We start from the raw sequence: 18,671 nt of genomic DNA, 5'->3' as shown, positions 1-18,671 counted from the left end.
TACCCTCCCGTCCCCGCTCCGCCGAACACCCTGGGCACCCCGAGGCCCCACCGGGCACGGTACCCAGCCAGGTGTTCCGACTCACACATGGATGACCAGAACATGACTCACTTTTCACTCTTTAACCCCGAGTCGGACATTGGTTACTTAGAGGTCATCCAGGACGTTGGGGCAGTGGACCCGCGTTCGCCGTGCACGGCGACACCACCATCCCGAGGGGGAAGTCATGGGAGTCCGCTCGACCACCGTCACCGCCACCGCCTCACTGGCACTGCTGCTGTGCGTCTCGCTCACCTCGTGCACGGCCGACGGGGCGCCCGAGGAGGAGGTCGACGCCGCATTGCTGGAGCTGGAGCTCGCCGCCGACGCGCTGTCGGTGACGATCCTGCGCCCCGGCGCCGAACGCGCCTTCGCCCGCAAGGGGCACCCAGTGGCGGCCCCGCTCACCTGTACCGCGGTTTCCGGCGACGCGTCCTCGGAGGAGCTGGCCGAAGGCGGGGAGGAGTCGGTGACCGCGGGCGGGACCGAAGCCGGGCAGGATCCGGTCGCGGACGATACCGACGCGGACGGTCACCGCGAGGACGGCCCCGGCGAGGACACACAGGAGGAGCGCGGCGGCCGACTGGCCGTGCTCTGCACCGGACACAGCCGCGACGGTGAGGAACTGCGCTTCGAGGGTCAGCTGCTGCGCGAGGCCCTGGCCGGACGCGAGGTGGGCGACGACAGCCTGCGCGGCGCCTTCACCGGGCTGGTCGGGGAGGAGGAGGTCTTCACCATGAACTGCTTCCAGTGCTCCCCGGTCAACGCCGGGCCCGCCGAGCCGGAGTCACCCGGGGGCCAGGACGACGAACCCCCGGAGTCTGCCGCCGACACGGACTGACCAACCGGCCACGGGTGCGGGCCGACCGGCCGAGCGGGCAACGGTACGGCCCGAAGGCGTCAGTGTCTTCGGGCCGTACCGTCGTGCGCGCGATGGCCCCGGAGGTTCCCCCGATCCTCACGGGGCACCAGCCCGCGGACGCGTCCGCTCTCATCCCCCGTCACCCCCCTCAAGGCGCGAAGGTCGCGGACGCGTCCCGCACCGGTGAGCAGCCGCCGTGCCCTCTCTTGCCCGGAGGCCGCCCACCGGTAGGCGGGCCGCGCAGCACCAGTTGATCCCATCCAGGCCAGAGCGGCAACGGTTGCAACAGGTTGCGATGTCATCACCCAGTGAAATCGAACAGGTCCTCTGCGCGCGTACGGTCCCGCAGAGCCCGCACTCCTGGCGCCAGTGAACCGGGCAGCAGGTTCAGCGGTGACTCGGGGGCCAGGACCCGCACCCGCACTTCGTCGGAGAACCGGTAGGGGCGGCTCTCGATCACCCCGCCCAGGTTGCGCCGGACCCGGGACAACTCCGCCCGCACGGTCACCACGTGCTTGTCGGAGCCGAACACGTCGCGGGACAGCTGTACCGCCGAACGCCCGCCCCGGTGTACCGCCAGCAGCAGGAGGAGTTCGGTGTGGCGCGGGGACAGGTGCTGGACCCACTCCCCGCTGTCCCCGGCAACCGTCACCGAGGCCGCACCGGGGCGGGCCAGGTCCAGGGTCACGGTGGAGGGCGCGGCCTGTTCCTCGGGTCGGGGCCGGACCAACCAGCCGCCGGGCAGCGGTTCCAGGGCACACTCCCCCAGCGCCGGAATCCAGGTGGTCCCGCTCTCGCACTGCTTGGGCAGCAGGACACGCCGGACCGCTTCCATGTGGACGGCGGCCGCGGTCCAGCCGTTGTCGTCCACGACCAGGGCGGGCCGGGTGAGCCCGGCGAGCAGCGGCGCGGCCACCGAGCGCAGCCGCTCCAGATGGGTGTGGTGGATGCCCTGCAGGTGTGCCTCGGCCAGCTGGGCGACCGCGCTGACCAGGGCCAGGGTCGCCGGGTGGATGGTGGAGACCGGGCCGGTGACGTCGATGGCGCCGAGCAGCCGCCCGTCCCGGGGGTCGTGCACGGGGGCGCAGGCACAGGTGAGGGTGTGCAGGTTCCGCACGTAGTGCTCGGCCGAGTAGACCTGGACCGGCCGTCCCACCACGAGCGCGGTCCCGATGGCGTTGGTACCGGTACTGCCCTCGTTCCAGTAGGCGCCCTCGACCAGGCCTACCCGGTCGCCGACCGTACGCATCCGATGGGAGCCTTCCCGCCACAGAACCTGCCCGGCGGCGTCCGTCACCAGCATGATGTGCTCGGCCTCGTCGGCCACCGAGACCAGGGAGCGGCGGATCAGCGGCAGGACCTCGGCGATCGGTGAGGCGTCCCGGTAGCGCTGGAGCTCGTCCAACCGGGCCACCTTGGGCGGCGGAGCGCTGTCCGGGTCGATGCCGAAGCCGCGCATCCTCCCCCAGGAGTCCTCGATCACCGGGCGCAGCGGTGCGGGCGCGGGGCGCCCGCTGAGCTGTGCGTCGTGAGCACGGCGGAGCAGGACGGCGTGTTCACGTGCGTCCGTCCCGGAGGGGAGAGCCGTGTCCAACGGCGGAAACGTCATCGCTTTGTCGGGCGTGGAAACCCGGTCCCTCAGGACCGAGGGGAAACGCCCTTCTCCTTCCTGACGGTGTAGGAATAGCCATCGGCCCGCTGAAGCAACCGGACATGCCGGTGGTCAATGCCCTGAACGGTGCCCTGGGCGGTGGTGATGTCGAAGCGCTTGGTGGCGCGAACCGCGACCCGGCCGCAGGACCGGCACAAGAACCGCGCCGCGAGCGTCCGTAAGAGGCAAGCGCCGCACGCGAAGCGTGTCTGTTGAGGGTGGTGGGAGACGGGAGGGCGGTGGCGGGCGACGGGTGGGCTGAGGAAGCACAGCTTGGTGGGTCTGTAGTGCTGTGCGGAACGTAGCCATCGAGGTCACCTCCTCGTGGTGATGGCTGGTCTGGCAAAGGCGGCCCTCCACCACAGGGGTTGAAGGCCCGGTCCCTCAGGGCCGGGATCCCTTTACCGGTCCCCCAAGATCACATGCGCGTCACGGAGTCCCCAAGTTTCCTGCCTCGGCTTCGGCAGCGCCAACAGAACCGGGAGAAGCGTTCTTTTCGGAAGGTCTTTCCGGCGAGCCCTTCCGTTTCCTGTGGGGATCGGCGTCCCTGGTGGTGCAGCGTTCCCAGAATTCGACGGGTGCCCGGGGCGAACATGGATGTGGCCGGTAGCAGCCACCGGCACCGCGGAGCGGGATGGCTCTGGTATCGGCGCCCCTCAGGGGCGAACCCTCAGGGGCGAAACGGTCAGCGGGGTCCTGCTTCAGTGCGGGTCAGGGCCGCGGGTGAGAGCGAACCACAGGCGCATGCGCTGTTCGGCGTCGGCCAGATCCACCCCCAGGTCCCGTTCGATCCGGCCGATCCGGTAGCGGACACTGTTGCGGTGCACGCCCAGGTCCGCGGCGGCACGGTCCCAGTTCCCGTGGCGGGCCAGCCAGACGCGCAGCGTCTCGCGCAGGGTGCGGGCCGCCCCGGTGTCGCGGGCCAGCGGACCCAGCAGTTCGCGCCTGAGGCCGCTGGTGCCGGCGGGGTCCAGCAGGACCGCGAAGGGGTCGGTGCCCTCGCTCCACAGCAGAGGTTCGCCCGAGGCGCGGGCGCGGACCAGCAGGGCGGCCGCTCGGCGATCGGCCTCGGGCAGCTCCGGCGCGGGCACGGGCTCGCTGAGCGCGGCGATCCACCCGTGGGCCCGGAGCAGGTCCAGGTGCTCGCGATGGACCTGTTCGCCCCGGTCCGCGAGAACGGCGCGTACGCCCTCCCCCGCATCCGTCTCCGTGTCGGTCGCGGCCCGGTCGACCAGGTGGGTGCCCAGGGGGAGGTCGCCCGGGGCGGTGTGGCGGTCCCGGGTCAGCGGCCTGGCCCGCAGGACGCGGTAGGCGCCGGCCGCGCCGGTCCGGCCGCGGGTGTCGGCGAGTTCGGCGAGCAGGGGAGCGGTCGCCTCGTCCAGGCCGCCGTCCAGGAGGAGTCCGGTGAGCAGCCGCCCCGGGACCGGCGGGGCGTCCTCGACCGTGCGGGAGAGCAGGTCGAGTAGGGCGGTGGCGGTGCGCAGGACCGCGCGGTCGGTGATGCCGAGCGGTTCGGGGCGGCCCACCAGGACCACGCCGCGTTCCTGGGGCGGAACGCCGACGGTGTGCAGGAAGACCTCGTCGCTACCGCTGGGGGCCTTGGCGCCGCGCGGCCCGGCGGGGTCGGTGAGCTTGGCGATCAGGGGGCGCAGTTCGGGGTCGGTGGAGCGGGGCGCTCCGGTGGTGCGGTGGGCGGGGGTACCGGGGTCGGAGGGTTCCAGGACGGCCCAGGCGCCGAGGGAGTCGGCCAGCACCGACAGGACCCGTTGCACGGGTGCGGTGGCGGTGACGGCGCGGGCCAGTGCCTGGTGGGCCTCGCCCAGGCGGCGCACGTCGCGCAGGTGGCGTTCCTCGAGTTCCTCGCCGACCGCGCGGCTGACCGCGGCGAAGGGGGTGGTCTGGGGGACCTCCAACAGCGGCAGACCCTGGCTGTGGCACTGTTCGATGAGCCGTTCGGGGATGCTGTCGTACACCGGCGCCACCCCGAAGCCGATGGCGCCGACCCCGGTGCGCACCAGGGAGTCCACGTACGCGCGCACACCGGCGGCGGTGGCGGGCAGGTTGACGCCCGCGGTGAGCAGGAGTTCACCGCCGCGCAGATAGGCGGCGGGTTCGACCATCTCGCTGGCCACCGCCCAGGTGATCGCCGGGTCGCCCGCCGCGACCACGGTGGTCAGGGCGAGGTCGCGGCGCCCGGTGACCACGCTCAGGGGTACGTCGTGGCTGTCCGCCCCGCCGGTGCCGTCGACCATGTTCTCCCCCGCCTCGCCATCGCTTCGCCGCTGAACCCGCGCTTGCCACTACGTGTCCTGGACATTGCGTACACGGGTACGCCAGGCGCACCTCGTGGATGATTCGGCCAAAAAACGGCGCCGACTCGTGCGGTTCGGCCACTGGAACGGAGCTTATCGGCTGCTTACGCTGACCGAAGCACTGTGACCTGCGTCAACGTCGCCGCGGTCGGCCACCACCCAGTCCGCACGCCCTCCCCCGAGCGCGTTCCCCTCGTAAGGAGCACCATGCTCATCGACCTCGCGGTGATCGCCGCCTACCTCCTGGGCATGATCGCCCTGGGCTGGTGGGGGATGCGCCGTACGCGGAACAAGTCCGACTACCTGGTGGCGGGGCGCCGGCTCGGCCCCCTGATGTACGCGGGCACGATGGCGGCCGTGGTCCTGGGCGGCGCGTCCACCGTCGGCGGTATCGGTCTGGGCTACACCTACAGCGTCTCCGGAGCCTGGCTGGTGGTCGCGATCGGTGTCGGCATCCTCGTTCTGCACCTGTTCTTCGCCAAGCGCATCTCCCGGCTGCGGGTCTACACCGTCTCGGAGATGCTGGACCTGCGCTACGGCGGCAACTCCCGGGTGATCTCCGGCCTGGTCATGTGGGGTTACACCTTCATGCTGATCGTGCCCTCCACCCTGGCCTTCTCCACCATCTTCAGCGGCCTGTTCGGGCTGCCGCGCGTGGCCGCGATCATCATCGGCGGCTCCATCGTGGTGCTGTACTCCACGATGGGCGGCATGTGGTCGGTGACCATGACGGACATGGCGCAGTTCGCGATCAAGACCGTCGGCCTGGTCATGATCCTCACCCCCGTGGCGATCTGGTCGGCGGGCGGCTTCTCGGGGATGCGCGAGTCCCTGGACCCCGCCTACTTCAGCCCCACCAACATCGGTGGCGAGACGATCCTGACCTACTTCGTCATCTACTCGCTGGGGCTGCTCATCGGCCAGGACATCTGGCAGCGGGTCTTCACCGGCCGCAACGACCGGATCGCCAAGGTCGGCGGTCTCGGCGCGGGCGTGTACTGCCTGATCTACGGCGTGTGCGGGGCGCTCATCGGTACCGCCGCAGCCGTCATGTTCCCCAACCTGGCCAACCCCGACGACTCCTTCACCCTCATGGTGGAGGCCACCCTGCCCGTGGGCCTGGCCGGTCTGGTCATCGCCGCCGCGCTGTCGGCCGTGATGTCCACCGCCAGCGGTGCCCTCATCGCCTGCTCCGCGGTGACCTCCACCGACCTGTGGCCGCAGGTGCGCCGTCTCTTCGGGCGCGGCCCGGGCACCGGGACCAGGGGCGGCGACGAGGTCGCCGCCAACCGGATCTTCACCCTGGTCCTGGGTGTGGCAAGCATCTGCGTGGCGCTGGCCGTCGACAACGTGGTCGCCGCGCTCACCCTGGCCTACAACATCCTCGTGGGCGGTCTGCTCGTCGCGATCCTCGGCGGACTGGTCTGGCGGCGCGGCACCCGTGCGGGCGCGCTCGCCTCCATGTTGGCTGGGTCCGTGGCCGTCATCATCACCATGGCGATCACCGGCCTGCTCGCCAATGAACCCGTCTACGTGGGGTTGGGCACCGCGCTGGTGGTCTACGTGGTCGTCAGCCTGATGACCGAGCCCACCGACCCGGCCGTCCTCGGCCTCTGGCAGCGGCGCCTGCGCGGCCAGGACGTCCCCGAGAACGAGGCCCAGAACGAAGCCGCCGCGGCCACCACCGGCAGCGCTGACAGCGCGGCCCCGGCTCAGACCGAGGCCGACCGAACCAACTGAACCGACAGCACCGACAGCACCGACAGCACCGACAGCACCGACGACAGGAAACGGACCAGATGAACAGCCCGATCGGACCCACCGACTCCAGCCTCGTCCCGCGCTTCGCGGGCCCGGCGACCTTCGCCCGGCTGCCCCGCATCGACCAGGTCGAGCGCGCCGACGTCGCCGTCATCGGCGTGCCCTTCGACACCGGGGTGTCCTACCGGCCCGGCGCCCGCTTCGGCCCCTCCGCGATCCGCGAGGCCAGCCGCCTGCTGCGCCCCTACCACCCGGGTCTGGACGTGGCCCCGTTCGAGCGCCTGCAGGTGGTCGACGGCGGCGACATCGCCGTGAACCCGTTCTCCATCGGCGACGCCGTGGAGACCCTGGACCAGGGCGCCTCGAAGTTCGTCGAGTCCGGGACCCGGCTGGTCACCCTGGGCGGCGACCACACGATCGCGCTGCCGCTGCTGCGTTCGCTGTACCGCAAACACGGTCCGATCGCCCTGCTGCACTTCGACGCCCACCTGGACACCTGGGACACCTACTTCGGTGAGCCCTACACACACGGCACCCCGTTCCGCCGGGCCGTGGAGGAGGGCATCCTCGACACCGAGGCGATCGCGCACGTGGGCACCCGCGGCCCCCTGTACGGCAAGCGCGATCTGGAGGAGGACCGCCGCTTCGGGTTCGGCATCGTCACCGCCGCCGACGTCCTGCGCAAGGGCGTGGACGAGATCGCCGACTCCCTGCGCCAACGCATCGGGAACCGTCCGCTGTACGTGTCCGTGGACATCGACGTCCTGGACCCGGCGCACGCCCCCGGTACCGGCACCCCGGAGGCGGGCGGTATCACCAGCCGCGAGCTCCTGGAGATCCTGCGCGGGCTGGCCGACCTGAACCTGGTCGGCGCCGACGTGGTGGAGGTCGCCCCGGCCTACGACCACGCACAGATCACCTCCACGGCCGCCTCGCACGTGGCCTACGACCTGGTCAGCCTGCTGGCCCTGAACCACCAGCGGAAGACGGGGAACTAGACACATGGGTGGGAGCGCACCGCGCAACGGCGGTGACCTGGTGACGGAGACCCTGACCGCGTTGGGAGCCGGGGTGGCCTTCGGCATCCCCGGTCAGCACGCACTGGGGTTGTTCGACGCGCTGCGTCGGGCCCCGGAGTTGCGGTTCGTGTCGAGCCGGGTGGAGAACAACGCGGCCTTCGCCGCCGACGGGCACGCCCGGCTGACCGGGGAGGTCACACCGCTGCTGGTCTCCACCGGACCCGGTGCGCTGCTCACCCTGGCCTCGTTGCAGGAGTCGCGGGCGGCCGGCGCCCCGGTACTGGTGATCAGCAGCCAGATCCCGCGTGCGGGGCTGGGCGGGGGCCGCCACGGCTACCTGCACGAGCTGCCGGAGCAGTCGGCGAGCTTCGCCAACGTCACGAAGTCGGCGGTCACCGTCCGGCACGCCTCGCAGATCCCGTCCGCGCTGGCCGAGGCCTGGCGGACCGCCGCGGCGGCGCCCGCGGGCCCGGTTCTGGTGGAGATCCCGCAGGACGTGCTGCTGGAGCCGACCGTCGTGCCGCCGGTCACGGACGTGGACGCGATGCCCGCGCCGCTGGCGCCGCGTGCGGAGATGGTCGACGAGGCGGCCCGGCTGCTGGACGAGGCCCGGCGTCCGGTGGTGCTCGCAGGCGGCGGGGTGAGTCGTTCGGGCGGGCAGAAGGCGCTGCTGGAGCTGGCCGAGGCGCTGCAGGCGCCGGTGGCCACCACCTTCGGCGGTAAGGACGCCTTCCCGTGGGAGCACCCGCTCTCACTGCAGTCGTGGATCGAGGACCGGCACACCACCGACTACCTGGAGGGCGCCGACGTCCTCCTGGTGGTGGGTTCGGGGCTGGGCGAGCTGTCCAGCAACTACCACACCTTCGCGCCCAAGGGCCGGGTGGTGCAGGTCGAGGCCGACCTCGGCAAGCTGGAGGCCAACGTCCCGGCGCTGGGGATCCACGGCGACGCGGCGCTGACCCTGGCCGCCCTGGCCGAGCGGGTGAGCCCGCGCGACCGGAACCCGGAGGTCGCGGCCGAGGTCGCCGGGGTCAAGGCGCGGGTGGCCAAGAGGCTGGTCGGGCAGGACCTGGCAGCCGAACAGACCCTGCTGGCTTCGGTGCGCGCGGCCCTGCCGGACGACGCTCCGAGCTTCTGGGACATGACCGTACTGGCCTACTGGGCGTGGTCGGCCTGGGACCCGCGCGACGGTCAGATGCACTCCGCCCAGGGTTCGGGCGGTCTGGGGTACGGCTTCCCGGCGGCGCTGGGCGCGGCGGCGACCGGCCGCGGCCCGGTCCTGGCGGTCTCCGGTGACGGCGGCGCCATGTACTCGATCGCGGAGCTGGCCACCGCCCGCCAGCACGACCTGGACGTGACCTGGCTGATCGTGGACGACGGCGGCTACGGCATCCTCCGCGAGTACATGCAGGGCGCCTTCGGCGAGGCCACGCACACCGAGCTCACCCGCCCGGACTTCGTGGCGCTGGCCGCCTCCTTCGGGGTTCCGGCCACCCTGACCTCGCCCGAGAGGGTCGAGGAGGACCTGGCGGTGGCGCTGTCGGAGCCGGGGCCGAGCGTGGTGGTTCTTCCGATGCACGTGGGTTTGTTCGCCGCAACCCACCTGGACGGCTGACCTCAGCCGTCCTTTCCGGGGGTGCGCGTCAACGGCGCCGCGCACCCCCGCCCCCTTCCCCTCCCACTCCGTTCTGATCCCCTCAGGAGTCCAGCCGTGTCCCAGTCATACCCCACACCACTTATTGGCAACTGACTTCCAGTTGATCTGGTGCGCACAATGTGAGGGAACACCCACGCGGAGACGTCTTGCGGCGCTACGCTCTCGAACATGGGTGCGGCAAGTGTGAGCAAACGACAGGTCGGGTTTCCCTTCCAACTCGCGCACTCACCTGCCTAAGACTCGAAGTTGGACCATGGTCGTTGAGAACGGCACCTCGTTAATCCGCCACGAGCCGGTCGGGGTGTGCGTTGGCATCACACCGTGGAACTACCCGCTGGTAAAGGGATCCCGGCCCTGAAGGCCGAGACTTCAACCCCCGTGATCGAAGGCTGCCTTTACCAGACCCAGCCATCACCTGTCAGGAGGTGACCTTGATGGCTACGTTCCGCACAGGACAGCAGACCCACCAGGCCGTGCTTCCTCAGCGGCCTGCTCTGGAATCCGTGCCAGCAGACACTCCCCGGATCGGGAACGAAACGGGGCACGGACACCGCGCAATTGCGGTACCCGGTGTGGAACATGGTCGAGGGGAGACCACCAGCACCTCACCTGGTGCCGGTGGCGTCACCCCCGGACCCTCCGGGGCCGGGGAGCAGCACCGTGAGGTGCGCACCACCCACCCGTCCGTGTTCGTCCTCGACAAACACGGCCTCCCGTTACAACCTTGCCCGTCCGCCAGAGCTCGCAAGCTCCTGACCAAAGGCCGGGCCGTTGTCGCCCGCCACACCCCGTTCACCATCCGAGTCAAAGACCGCACCGTCGCTGAGTCTGAAGTCGATGGCGTCGAAGTCGGCATCGATCCGGGTTCCAAGCACACTGGCATCGCCGTGTTCACTACCCAAGCAGGCGAGCGTCGAAGTCGCTTCAGCCTCCAGCTTGACCACCGGGGCGCGCGGATCAAGAAGAAGCTCGACCAGCGCGCAAACTATCGTCGTCGGCGCCGGAGCACGAACCTGCGCTACCGGGCACCTCGGTTCGACAACCGCGCCCGCCCTCAGGGGTGGTTTCCGCCGTCCCTGAAGCACCGGGTGGACACGACTATCGCGTGGGTAGACCGGCTCAGCCGATGGGCGCCGGTGCGGGCAGTGCATGTGGAGCGGGTCGCCTTCGACACCCACGCCCTCTCCGTAGGACGTCCGTTGGAGGGGCTGGAGTATCAGCACGGCACACTACACGGGTTCGAGGTGCGGGAATACCTGCTAGCCAAGTTCGACCGCACCTGCGTCTACTGCGGGGCGACCAACACCCCGCTCAACCTCGACCACGTCCACCCCCGTTCCCGAGGCGGCTCAGACCGGGTCGCCAACCTGGTCCTGGCCTGCATCCCCTGCAACCAGGCCAAGGACAACAAGCCCGTCGAAGAGTTCGTCACCAACACACGCACCCTGAACCGAATCCTCGCCCAGGCAAAGGCCCCACTACGTGACGCCGCTGCCGTCAACACCACCCGGCGGGCGCTCTGGCGAGCCCTGGACGCAAGATTGCCCACCCGTGTTTCCTCGGGTGGGCGCACCAAATGGAACCGCACCCGCAACCAACTTCCCAAGTCCCACACCCTGGACGCCTTGGCCGTGGGCAAGCTCGACACCATCACTCAAACGGTCAAAACGATCCTGGTGGCCGGGTGCACCGGGCGAGGCTCCTATTCCCGCACCCGAACCGACAAACACGGGTTCCCCCGGCTCCGGCTACCCCGCACCAAGCACTTCTTCTCCTTCGCCACCGGTGACCTGGTCCGTGCCGTCGTCCCCAGAGGGAAGAAGGCAGGTACATACATCGGGCGGGTCGCGGTACGCGCCACCGGAAGTTTTAATATCGCCACCAACCAGAGCAGCGTTCAGGGCATCAGCCACCGGCATGTTCGGTTGCTCCAGAGGGCCGATGGCTACGCCTACACCACCAGGAAAGAGCAGAGCGTTTTTTCCCGGTTGTGAGAAGCCGGATTTCCATGCCCAACAAATCGATGATGGCCGTGTGGAAGATCAGTCCGGTGCTGGCCGCGGGCAACACCGTGGTGCTCAAGCCCGCCGAGTCCACGCCGACCACCACGGTCCTGCTCGCCGAGATCGCCGCCGAGGTACTGCCCGCGGGCGTGCTCAACACGGTGGTGGGCGACCGCGACACCGGACGCGCCCTGGTGGAACACCCGGCCGCGCGCCTGGTGTCGGTCACCGGTTCCACCCGCGCCGGCGCGCAGGTGGCCAAGAGCGCCTCCGACGACCTCAAGCGCCTGCACCTGGAGCTGGGCGGCAACGCCCCGGTGCTGGTCTTCGACGACGCCGACGTGGCCGACAGCGCCGCCGGAGTGGTCGCGGCGGGCTTCCTCAACGCCGGGCAGGACTGCACCGCCGCCACCCGCGTGATCGTGCACGACTCCGTCCACGACGCGTTCGTCACCGAGCTGTCCCGCCTGGCCGCCGAACAGGTGACCGGGCGCCCCTCAGCGGAGGCGAGCGACTTCGGGCCGCTCAACAACGCCGACCAGTTCGCCCGGGTCACCGGGCTGCTGGAGCGCCTGCCCGCGCACGCGAAGGTGGAGACCGGCGGGCACCGGGTCGGCGAGAGGGGGTACTTCCTGGCCCCCACGGTCGTCTCCGGGCTGCGCGCCGACGACGAGATCGTCCTGGAGGAGGTGTTCGGACCGGTGGTCACCGTGCAGCGGTTCACCGACGAGGCCGAGGCCGTGGAGCTGGCCAACGGCGTCGAGCAGGGCCTGGCGTCCTCGGTGTGGACCCGCGACCACGCGCGTGCGCTGCGGGTCTCCGGCGGACTGGACTTCGGTGCGGTGTGGGTGAACACCCACGGCGACCTGCTGTCGGAGATGCCGCACGGCGGGTTCAAGCGTTCGGGTTACGGCAAGGACCTGTCCGCCTACAGCCTGGAGGACTACACGCGCGTCAAGCACGTGATGAGCTCCCTGGACTAGCGTCCGGCTGCCCGGCCGGGCCGGTTCAGACCCCGGCCGGGCGACGCGCTCTCAGATGGGACCAGGTCAGTTCGGTGACGTGTCCGGCCATGGTGTCGGGGGTCTCGTCCGGGTTCTCCAGCAGCCAGTCCACGAAGGCGTCCGCGGTGCTCACCGCGACCCGGGCCAGCAGTTGGGCGTCCCTGGGGTCGAGGGCGCCGAAGTCCCCGCTGGTGCAGGCGGTGATGAGCTCGGCCATCTCCTCGGTGACGCGGTCGCGCATGCGGGTGGTCTCGCCCGCGAAGGGCTCTCCCTGCACGGCCGCGCGCCGGTACAGAACGGTCCAGCTCTCCTGGTTGTCCACCACGAAGGTGAAGAAGGCCTGCATCCCGCGGTGCAGCGGGTCGTCGCCGAGCGGGGCGGCGGGGTCGTGCACGGCGGCCCGGATGGTCTCGACGAGCCGTTCCATCTCCCTGCGCACGCAGGCGGTGAAGATCCCTTCCTTCGAACCCAGGTAGTGGTACACCGTCGGCTTGGACGTCCCGGCGACCTCGGCGATCTCCTCAACGCTGACCGTGTGGTAGTCACCACGGGAGAACGCTGTGACGGCGGCGTCGATCAGCTGTCGTTCCCTGACATGACGTGGAAGTCTGCGCTGTTTGGTCTTCACGGAAACCGACCCTAGCTTGGCGTTTAACCTGCTTGCTTGGCTCCGGGGTGCCCCCTAGTGCCCGTTTTGTTCTTCTTGGGAACCCCGTATCGGGGAGCTGGACGCTTGTTCTGGCTCCCCACCGGACGCCCCGGACCAGGCCCGCAGGATTTCGGTGCACCCACACACACCGGCAGGTCAGCGCGAATGTACCGAAACCCCCGACGCACCCGCGCCGGACTCATCCGGTCCGCTTCCACCAGCCGATGCCAGGGCAATCTGACCTGACGCGCCAACAACCGGGCCAGACGTAGCTGGGTATAGGCCACCACGACCAGCCAGGACCACCGGTCCGCCGATCGCGGGTCCCGTAGCCGGGGTGCGTTCCACCCCAACGACTGTTTGAGGAAGCGGAAGGTGTGCTCGATGTCGAACCGGCGCAAATAAGCCCACCACATCTGACTGACCTGCTCTGAGCGCGGGCTCGAGGTTAAACGCCAAGCTAGTGGGATCGGCGGCTTTGGCCAGAGGCCGCCGGACATGAGTTTCCCCGTCCGATCCACGGGTTCGGCACCCCGGTGTACGTGACCTGTGGGGCCGCGACCGAGGCGAATTCGGAACGTGGCGCATCCCACACCCAGAGTTGTTTAGGCGGGCGGATTCCGCACGGGGGTGCGCGGAACCCGCCCGCGGTTTGTCACTCCGATGCGCCCCTCAGCTCGAGGGTGCAGCACTTGGCCCCGCCGCCGGCCTTACGCAGTTCGTCGAGCTCCACGGGGTGGACCTCCAAGCCCAGAGCGCGCAGCCGCCCGGCGAGCGCGGTCGCCTCGGCGGCGATGACCACGTTGCGGCCGTCGCAGACCGCGTTGAGCCCGAGCACCGCCGCGTCCTCCTCCGTGGCCAGGAGCGCGTCGGGGTACAGGGCGCGCAGCACCCTGCAGCTGCCCTCGGAGAATGCGCCGGGGTAGTAGGCGACCTGGTCGCCGGAGAGTGCGAACAGCGCGGTGTCCAGGTGGTAGAAGCGCGGGTCGACCAGCTGCAGGGTGACGACCGGGCGGCCCAGGAGACGCTCGGCCTCCTGGTGGGCGGCGGCCTCGGTACGGAACCCGGTGGCGGCCAGGACCACGTCGTCGAGGGTGATGAAGTCGCCCTCGCCCTCGTTGACGTGCTTGGGCTCCCGGACCTCGGTGTAGCCCGCCTTGCGGAACCAGTCCAGGTAGGCCGGGCCCTCCGGGGTGCGTTCGGCACTGGCGAACCGGGCACCGTAGACGCGCCCGTCCACGACCAGTGCGCCGTTGGCCGCGAAGACCATGTCGGGCAGCCCCTCGATCGGCGCGATCTCGCTGACCCTGTGACCCAGGGACCGGTACAGGTCCCGCAGCCCCTCCCACTGACGGACGGCGCGCGCCCGGTCGACGCCCGCCGCCGGATCCATCCACGGATTGATCGCGTATTCCACCGCGAAGTAGGTGGGTCTGCACATCAGGTAGTGCCGCGGTGTCACCGCGGCCGCCGAGTCGACAGGTCGAGCCATGAAACCTCCCCGTTGAGGTGCACCGGAGGCCGTACGGCCCGCAGTGGTACAGGCATTTACCACACCGCGTTATCCGGCGGACAAAAGTGAGATACCCGCACTGAAGGCCCGCCAATATAAGCTTTTGCATAAAGTCGACCAATGTCCGCCGAAACCGTGCGGCCCTGCCTGGCGGAGGGCGCCCCGCACCACCGACCGACCGGCCGGTATTGCTAAGGTCTCCGCAGTTCCGCGATTGGAGACCTCCTCATGAGTACGACCGTCAAGGCAGCCGTCTTCCACGAGACCGACGCTCCCCCCGAGATCCGCGACGTCGTCCTGCCCGACCCCGGCCCGGGCCAGGTCCGGGTCCGGATGGTCGCGGCCGGCGTGTGCCACTCCGATCTCTCCCTGTCGAACGGGACGCTGGCCCAGCCCCTGCCCGCGGTCCTGGGCCACGAGGGCACGGGCACCGTCGAGGCGGTCGGCCCCGGTGTGACCGAGGTGATGCCGGGCCAGCAGGTCATCCTGAACTGGGCGCCGCCCTGCCGCGCGTGCTGGTTCTGCGAACAGGGCGAACCCCACCTGTGCGAGCACGCCCTCGACCGCATGCTCACCCCCTACGCCGAGCTCACCGACGGCACCCCGGTACACCCGGGACTGAACACCGGCGCCTTCGCCGAGGCCACGGTCGTCCCGGTCGGTGCTCTCGTCCCGCTGCCGGACGGGGTCGACCTGGCGGTCGCGGCGATGCTGGGCTGCGCGGCGCTCACCGGATGGGGCGCCGTCAACAACGCCGCCAAGCTGCGGGCGGGCCAGTCCGCCCTGGTGCTGGGGCTGGGCGGAGTGGGCCTGTCCCTCCTCCAAGCCGCTCGGATGGCGGGGGCCGACCCGCTGATCGCGGTCGACGTCTCCACCGAGAAGGAGCAGTTGGCCCGTTCCCTGGGCGCCACCGAATTCCTGGTCTCCGACCCGAAGGTGCACAAGTCGGTGCGCAAGCTGACCGGCGGGCGGGGGGTCGACCACGCCTTCGAGGTGGTCGGCAAGGCGCAGGTGGTGCGTACCGCGTGGAACTCCTCCCGCCGGGGCGGCACCGTGACGGTGGTGGGGCTGGGCTCGAAGCAGGACGAGGTGTCCTTCAACGCCCTGGAACTGTTCCACCAGGCACGCACCCTCCAGGGCTGCGTCTACGGCTCCAGCGACCCGGCCCGGGACATCCCGGTGCTCGCCGAGGCGGTCCGGGCGGGAGAGCTGAAGCTCGCCGCGATGATCACCGACGAGATCTCCCTGGAGGGTCTGCCCGACGCCTTCGAGCGCATGCGCCAGGGCAAGGGCGGCCGGTCCCTGGTCCGCTTCGGCGCCTGAGCACGGCCACAGGGTTCAACAGGTTCGGGCCTCAGCGGTCGAGCGCTCCCTGCCCGGGGCGCTCGACCGGGTTGCCGTCGGCGTCGAGCATCGTCACCTCGACCGGGTGCCGGGGGCGGGAGTTCTGCGGGATCGGCAGCCGGGCGAGGGCGATGGCGACCCCCGTCACGACCGCGTAGTAGCTGACCCAGAGCAGCACGGGAACCAGTAGGGATCCGGGGAGGAGCAGCGCGTAGACGAGCAGTCCGGCGGTGCTCAGCACCGCCATCGTCCCGATCATGCCGCCGCCCTGGCCCACGTACTGCCAGCCGCCCAGCAGGCCCAGCACGAGTGCGGCGAGCAGGGCGGAGCCGAAGACCTGCGCCAGCACCGGGAACAGGACCGTGTAGACCACCAGGACCTGGGAGAGCACGGTCACGGCGCAGCAACCGGCCATGAACCCGAGCTCACGCCGGTCCCGTGGCGAGGGGAGGAGATCCTCCCTGCGCACACCACTCGGCAGTGCTCCGGCGCGGACGTGGGCCAGGAGCTTGAGGTGGGACCGGGCGAGGGCCAGGACCAAGAGCACGAAGACGGCCAGGCCGCCCGCCCCCGCCAGGAGATGGCCGAGCGGTTCCGGGTCGGCGACAGCTGGCGCGGCCCAACCGATGTCGGCGGGAAAGACCGCGGTCGCGGTGCCGAGGAAGGCCATCACCAGCAGGGCCTCGACGGGGAGGCACCACGTGCCGAGGCGGAACTCACTGGCCATGGGCGTGGGGTCCGGCTCGGTTCGGCGCCGGTCCCTCCTCGTCCGCAACCGCCACAGCAGCGGGGGTGAGACCACGTGGTAGGCCAGTAGGACCAGGGCGATGGCGGTGGCGACCGGACCGGGGACGAAGGTCGGCAGAGGGAAGTGCACGGGGGATCTTTCTCAGCGGAGCGCGCTGTGACCTGCGATGGCCCTGAGGATCGGGACCACGGGAGCGCGACAGCGAGATTCTGTCCGATCGGCACGTGTTTGTCACACCCTGACAAATGATGTGGCGCGGGACACACGCTGGTCTTGTCCCGCGGGCCGGACCGGGGCACAGTCGTCACCATCGCGCACTCTGTGCCGCCAAAAGGACACCGTGCCCGTAAAGACCGAGTCCTCCGGGGCACGGACGACCCCCCGAGGAGAACCGCATGAGTACCGGAGTCGACCAGGCCGACGCCATCGTCGTCGGGGCAGGGCTGGCCGGACTGGCCGCGGCCGCCGAACTCGCCGACGCCGGGAAACGGGTGATCCTGCTGGACCAGGAGCCCGAGCAGTCCCTGGGCGGGCAGGCGTTCTGGTCCTTCGGCGGGCTGTTCTTCGTGAACTCCCCCGAGCAGCGCCGCATGGGCATCAAGGACTCCAAGGAGCTGGCCCTCCAGGACTGGATGGGCACCGCCGCCTTCGACCGCCCCGAGGACGAGTGGCCGCGCAAGTGGGCCGAGGCCTACGTGGACTTCGCCGCCGGGGAGAAGTACTCCTGGCTGCGCCAGCAGGGGCTCAAGGTCTTCCCGATCGTGGGCTGGGCCGAGCGCGGCGGCTACCTCGCCGACGGGCACGGCAACTCGGTCCCCCGCTTCCACATCACCTGGGGCACCGGCCCGGGGGTGGTCGCGCCCTTCGAACGCCGGGTGCGCGCGGCCGCCGAACGCGGGCTCATCTCCCTGCGGTTCCGCCACCGGGTGGACGAGCTCGTGGTGACCAACGGGACGGTCACCGGGGTGCGCGGCACGGTGCTGGCCCCCAGCGACATCAAGCGGGGGCAGGCCAGCAACCGGGACGAGGCCGGTGAGTTCGAGGTGGGCGCGCAGGCGGTCATCGTGACCGCGGGCGGGATCGGCGGCAACCACGACCTGGTCCGGCAGAACTGGCCCGAGCGGCTGGGCACCGCGCCCGAGCACATGCTGTCGGGGGTGCCCGCCCACGTGGACGGCCGGATGCTCGGCATCACCGAGAAGGCCGGCGGTGAGATCATCAACCGCGACCGGATGTGGCACTACACCGAGGGCATCCAGAACTGGGACCCGATCTGGAACAAGCACGGTATCCGCATCCTGCCCGGACCGTCGTCCCTGTGGCTGGACGCGACCGGCAAGCGGCTGCCCGCCCCGTACTTCCCGGGCTTCGACACCCTGGGCACCCTGGACCACATCATGAGGAGCGGCCACGAGTACACGTGGTTCGTGCTCTCACAGAAGATCATCGAGAAGGAGTTCGGCCTCTCCGGCTCCGAGCAGAACCCGGACCTGACCGACAAGGACCTCAAGCTGGTCCTCAAGCGGGTCCTGCCGGGCGCGCCCGGCCCGGTGGAGGCGTTCAAGCGCAACGGCGCCGACTTCGTGGTCGCGGACAAGCTGCCCGAGCTGATCCGCAAGATGAGCGAGGTCTCCGGCGACGACGTCCTGGACGCCGACACCGTGACCCGCGAGGTGGTGGCCCGCGACCGGGAGATGGTCAACACCTTCACCAAGGACCTCCAGGTCATGGCGATCCACGGGGCCCGCAACTACAGGGGCGACAAGCTCGCCCGGGTGGCGACCCCGCACCAGATCCTCGACCCAAAGTCGGGTCCGCTGATCGCGGTGCGCCTGCACATCCTCACCCGCAAGACCCTGGGCGGCCTGCACACCGACCTGGACGCGCGTGTGCTGCGCTCTGACGGTGCCCCGCTTCCGGGCGTGTACGCGGCCGGTGAGGTCGCGGGCTTCGGCGGCGGCGGCGTGCACGGCTACCGCTCCCTGGAGGGCACCTTCCTGGGCGGCTGCATCTTCTCGGGACGTACCGCGGGAAGGGCCGCGGCGGCCGCCCTGGGTTAGGCAGACGGTCGTGCAGGGGCGGGCACGAACGCGTGTCCTGCCCCTACCC

General features: G+C 70.4%; 14 protein-coding genes and 1 pseudogene. 9 read left to right on the top strand and 6 right to left on the bottom strand.

Features of this window, described 5'->3' with window-relative positions:
* The first annotated feature begins 226 nt into the window (after positions 1 to 226).
* On the top strand, positions 227 to 880 hold the full coding sequence (locus HNR07_RS06270; RefSeq protein WP_184363101.1) for a hypothetical protein: 654 nt from the start codon (positions 227 to 229) through the stop codon (positions 878 to 880).
* 322 nt (positions 881 to 1,202) lie between these two features.
* Here HNR07_RS06270 and HNR07_RS06265 read toward each other — a convergent pair whose 3' ends face one another.
* Both HNR07_RS06265 and HNR07_RS06260 read right to left on the bottom strand, forming a co-directional pair.
* A complete protein-coding gene (locus HNR07_RS06265; protein ID WP_184363097.1) occupies positions 1,203 to 2,510 on the bottom strand; it encodes a GAF domain-containing protein in 1,308 nt (435 codons plus the stop codon).
* 743 nt (positions 2,511 to 3,253) lie between these two features.
* Positions 3,254 to 4,804 carry a PucR family transcriptional regulator gene (locus tag HNR07_RS06260; protein ID WP_184363094.1) on the bottom strand — a complete coding sequence of 517 codons (1,551 nt, stop codon included), beginning with the start codon at positions 4,802 to 4,804 and terminating at the stop codon, positions 3,254 to 3,256.
* A gap of 267 nt (positions 4,805 to 5,071) precedes the next feature.
* Here HNR07_RS06260 and HNR07_RS06255 point away from each other — a divergent pair, with 267 nt between their 5' ends.
* From HNR07_RS06255 to HNR07_RS06230, 6 genes and pseudogenes are all read left to right on the top strand, one after another.
* Positions 5,072 to 6,604 carry a sodium:solute symporter gene (locus HNR07_RS06255; protein WP_184363091.1) on the top strand — a complete coding sequence of 511 codons (1,533 nt, stop codon included), beginning with the start codon at positions 5,072 to 5,074 and terminating at the stop codon, positions 6,602 to 6,604.
* Between the two features lie 59 nt (positions 6,605 to 6,663).
* On the top strand, positions 6,664 to 7,623 hold the full coding sequence (gene speB / locus HNR07_RS06250; protein WP_184363088.1) for an agmatinase: 960 nt from the start codon (positions 6,664 to 6,666) through the stop codon (positions 7,621 to 7,623).
* A 4-nt stretch (positions 7,624 to 7,627) separates the two neighbouring features.
* Positions 7,628 to 9,259, top strand: a complete 1,632-nt coding sequence (locus HNR07_RS06245) for a thiamine pyrophosphate-binding protein (protein ID WP_184363085.1) — start codon at positions 7,628 to 7,630, stop codon at positions 9,257 to 9,259.
* Positions 9,260 to 9,554: 295 nt separating this feature from the next.
* Positions 9,555 to 9,659, top strand: coding sequence for an aldehyde dehydrogenase family protein (locus tag HNR07_RS35460; RefSeq protein ID WP_281386373.1), 105 nt, complete (start codon positions 9,555 to 9,557; stop codon positions 9,657 to 9,659).
* A gap of 307 nt (positions 9,660 to 9,966) precedes the next feature.
* Positions 9,967 to 11,295, top strand: coding sequence for an RNA-guided endonuclease IscB (iscB, locus tag HNR07_RS06235; protein ID WP_312893633.1), 1,329 nt, complete (start codon positions 9,967 to 9,969; stop codon positions 11,293 to 11,295).
* A 32-nt stretch (positions 11,296 to 11,327) separates the two neighbouring features.
* A pseudogene (locus HNR07_RS06230) lies at positions 11,328 to 12,287 on the top strand (aldehyde dehydrogenase family protein); the annotation flags it as partial.
* A gap of 25 nt (positions 12,288 to 12,312) precedes the next feature.
* Here HNR07_RS06230 and HNR07_RS06225 read toward each other — a convergent pair.
* The 3 genes from HNR07_RS06225 to ddaH all read right to left on the bottom strand — a co-directional run bounded on the left by HNR07_RS06225 (position 12,313) and on the right by ddaH (position 14,449).
* The gene (locus HNR07_RS06225) at positions 12,313 to 12,936 is read right to left on the bottom strand and encodes a TetR/AcrR family transcriptional regulator (protein WP_184363082.1); all 624 of its coding nucleotides are present in this window, start codon (positions 12,934 to 12,936) and stop codon (positions 12,313 to 12,315) included.
* Positions 12,937 to 12,959: 23 nt separating this feature from the next.
* Positions 12,960 to 13,457: a transposase gene (locus HNR07_RS06220; RefSeq protein ID WP_376769905.1), complete on the bottom strand. Its 498-nt coding sequence runs from the start codon at positions 13,455 to 13,457 to the stop codon at positions 12,960 to 12,962.
* Between the two features lie 155 nt (positions 13,458 to 13,612).
* Entirely contained in the window at positions 13,613 to 14,449 is an 837-nt protein-coding gene (gene ddaH / locus HNR07_RS06215; protein ID WP_184363075.1) for a dimethylargininase, read from the bottom strand.
* Positions 14,450 to 14,698: 249 nt separating this feature from the next.
* Between ddaH and HNR07_RS06210 the strand changes: the two genes are divergently transcribed.
* On the top strand, positions 14,699 to 15,793 hold the full coding sequence (locus HNR07_RS06210) for an alcohol dehydrogenase catalytic domain-containing protein (RefSeq protein ID WP_184363072.1): 1,095 nt from the start codon (positions 14,699 to 14,701) through the stop codon (positions 15,791 to 15,793).
* A 31-nt stretch (positions 15,794 to 15,824) separates the two neighbouring features.
* Here the strand turns inward: HNR07_RS06210 and HNR07_RS06205 are convergent, their stop codons facing one another.
* The gene (locus HNR07_RS06205; protein WP_184363069.1) at positions 15,825 to 16,691 is read right to left on the bottom strand and encodes a hypothetical protein; all 867 of its coding nucleotides are present in this window, start codon (positions 16,689 to 16,691) and stop codon (positions 15,825 to 15,827) included.
* A 266-nt stretch (positions 16,692 to 16,957) separates the two neighbouring features.
* Here HNR07_RS06205 and HNR07_RS06200 point away from each other — a divergent pair, with 266 nt between their 5' ends.
* The gene (locus HNR07_RS06200; protein ID WP_184363067.1) at positions 16,958 to 18,622 is read left to right on the top strand and encodes an FAD-binding dehydrogenase; all 1,665 of its coding nucleotides are present in this window, start codon (positions 16,958 to 16,960) and stop codon (positions 18,620 to 18,622) included.
* Positions 18,623 to 18,671: the final 49 nt, after the last annotated feature.

Origin of the sequence: Nocardiopsis metallicus, from assembly GCF_014201115.1 — a bacterium.
Lineage (GTDB): Bacteria > Actinomycetota > Actinomycetes > Streptosporangiales > Streptosporangiaceae > Nocardiopsis > Nocardiopsis metallicus.
This window is presented reverse-complemented; position numbering and strand designations above follow the sequence as displayed.

Coding starts and splice junctions, on each gene's coding strand:
- HNR07_RS35460 (WP_281386373.1), top strand. CDS start 9,555: ATGGTCGTTGAGAACGGCACCTCGTTAATCCGCCACGAGCCGGTCGGG.
- HNR07_RS06220 (WP_376769905.1), bottom strand. CDS start 13,457: ATGTCCGGCGGCCTCTGGCCAAAGCCGCCGATCCCACTAGCTTGGCGT.
- HNR07_RS06270 (WP_184363101.1), top strand. CDS start 227: ATGGGAGTCCGCTCGACCACCGTCACCGCCACCGCCTCACTGGCACTG.
- HNR07_RS06255 (WP_184363091.1), top strand. CDS start 5,072: ATGCTCATCGACCTCGCGGTGATCGCCGCCTACCTCCTGGGCATGATC.
- HNR07_RS06210 (WP_184363072.1), top strand. CDS start 14,699: ATGAGTACGACCGTCAAGGCAGCCGTCTTCCACGAGACCGACGCTCCC.
- HNR07_RS06200 (WP_184363067.1), top strand. CDS start 16,958: ATGAGTACCGGAGTCGACCAGGCCGACGCCATCGTCGTCGGGGCAGGG.
- HNR07_RS06265 (WP_184363097.1), bottom strand. CDS start 2,510: ATGACGTTTCCGCCGTTGGACACGGCTCTCCCCTCCGGGACGGACGCA.
- HNR07_RS06260 (WP_184363094.1), bottom strand. CDS start 4,804: ATGGTCGACGGCACCGGCGGGGCGGACAGCCACGACGTACCCCTGAGC.
- ddaH (WP_184363075.1), bottom strand. CDS start 14,449: ATGGCTCGACCTGTCGACTCGGCGGCCGCGGTGACACCGCGGCACTAC.
- HNR07_RS06245 (WP_184363085.1), top strand. CDS start 7,628: ATGGGTGGGAGCGCACCGCGCAACGGCGGTGACCTGGTGACGGAGACC.
- speB (WP_184363088.1), top strand. CDS start 6,664: ATGAACAGCCCGATCGGACCCACCGACTCCAGCCTCGTCCCGCGCTTC.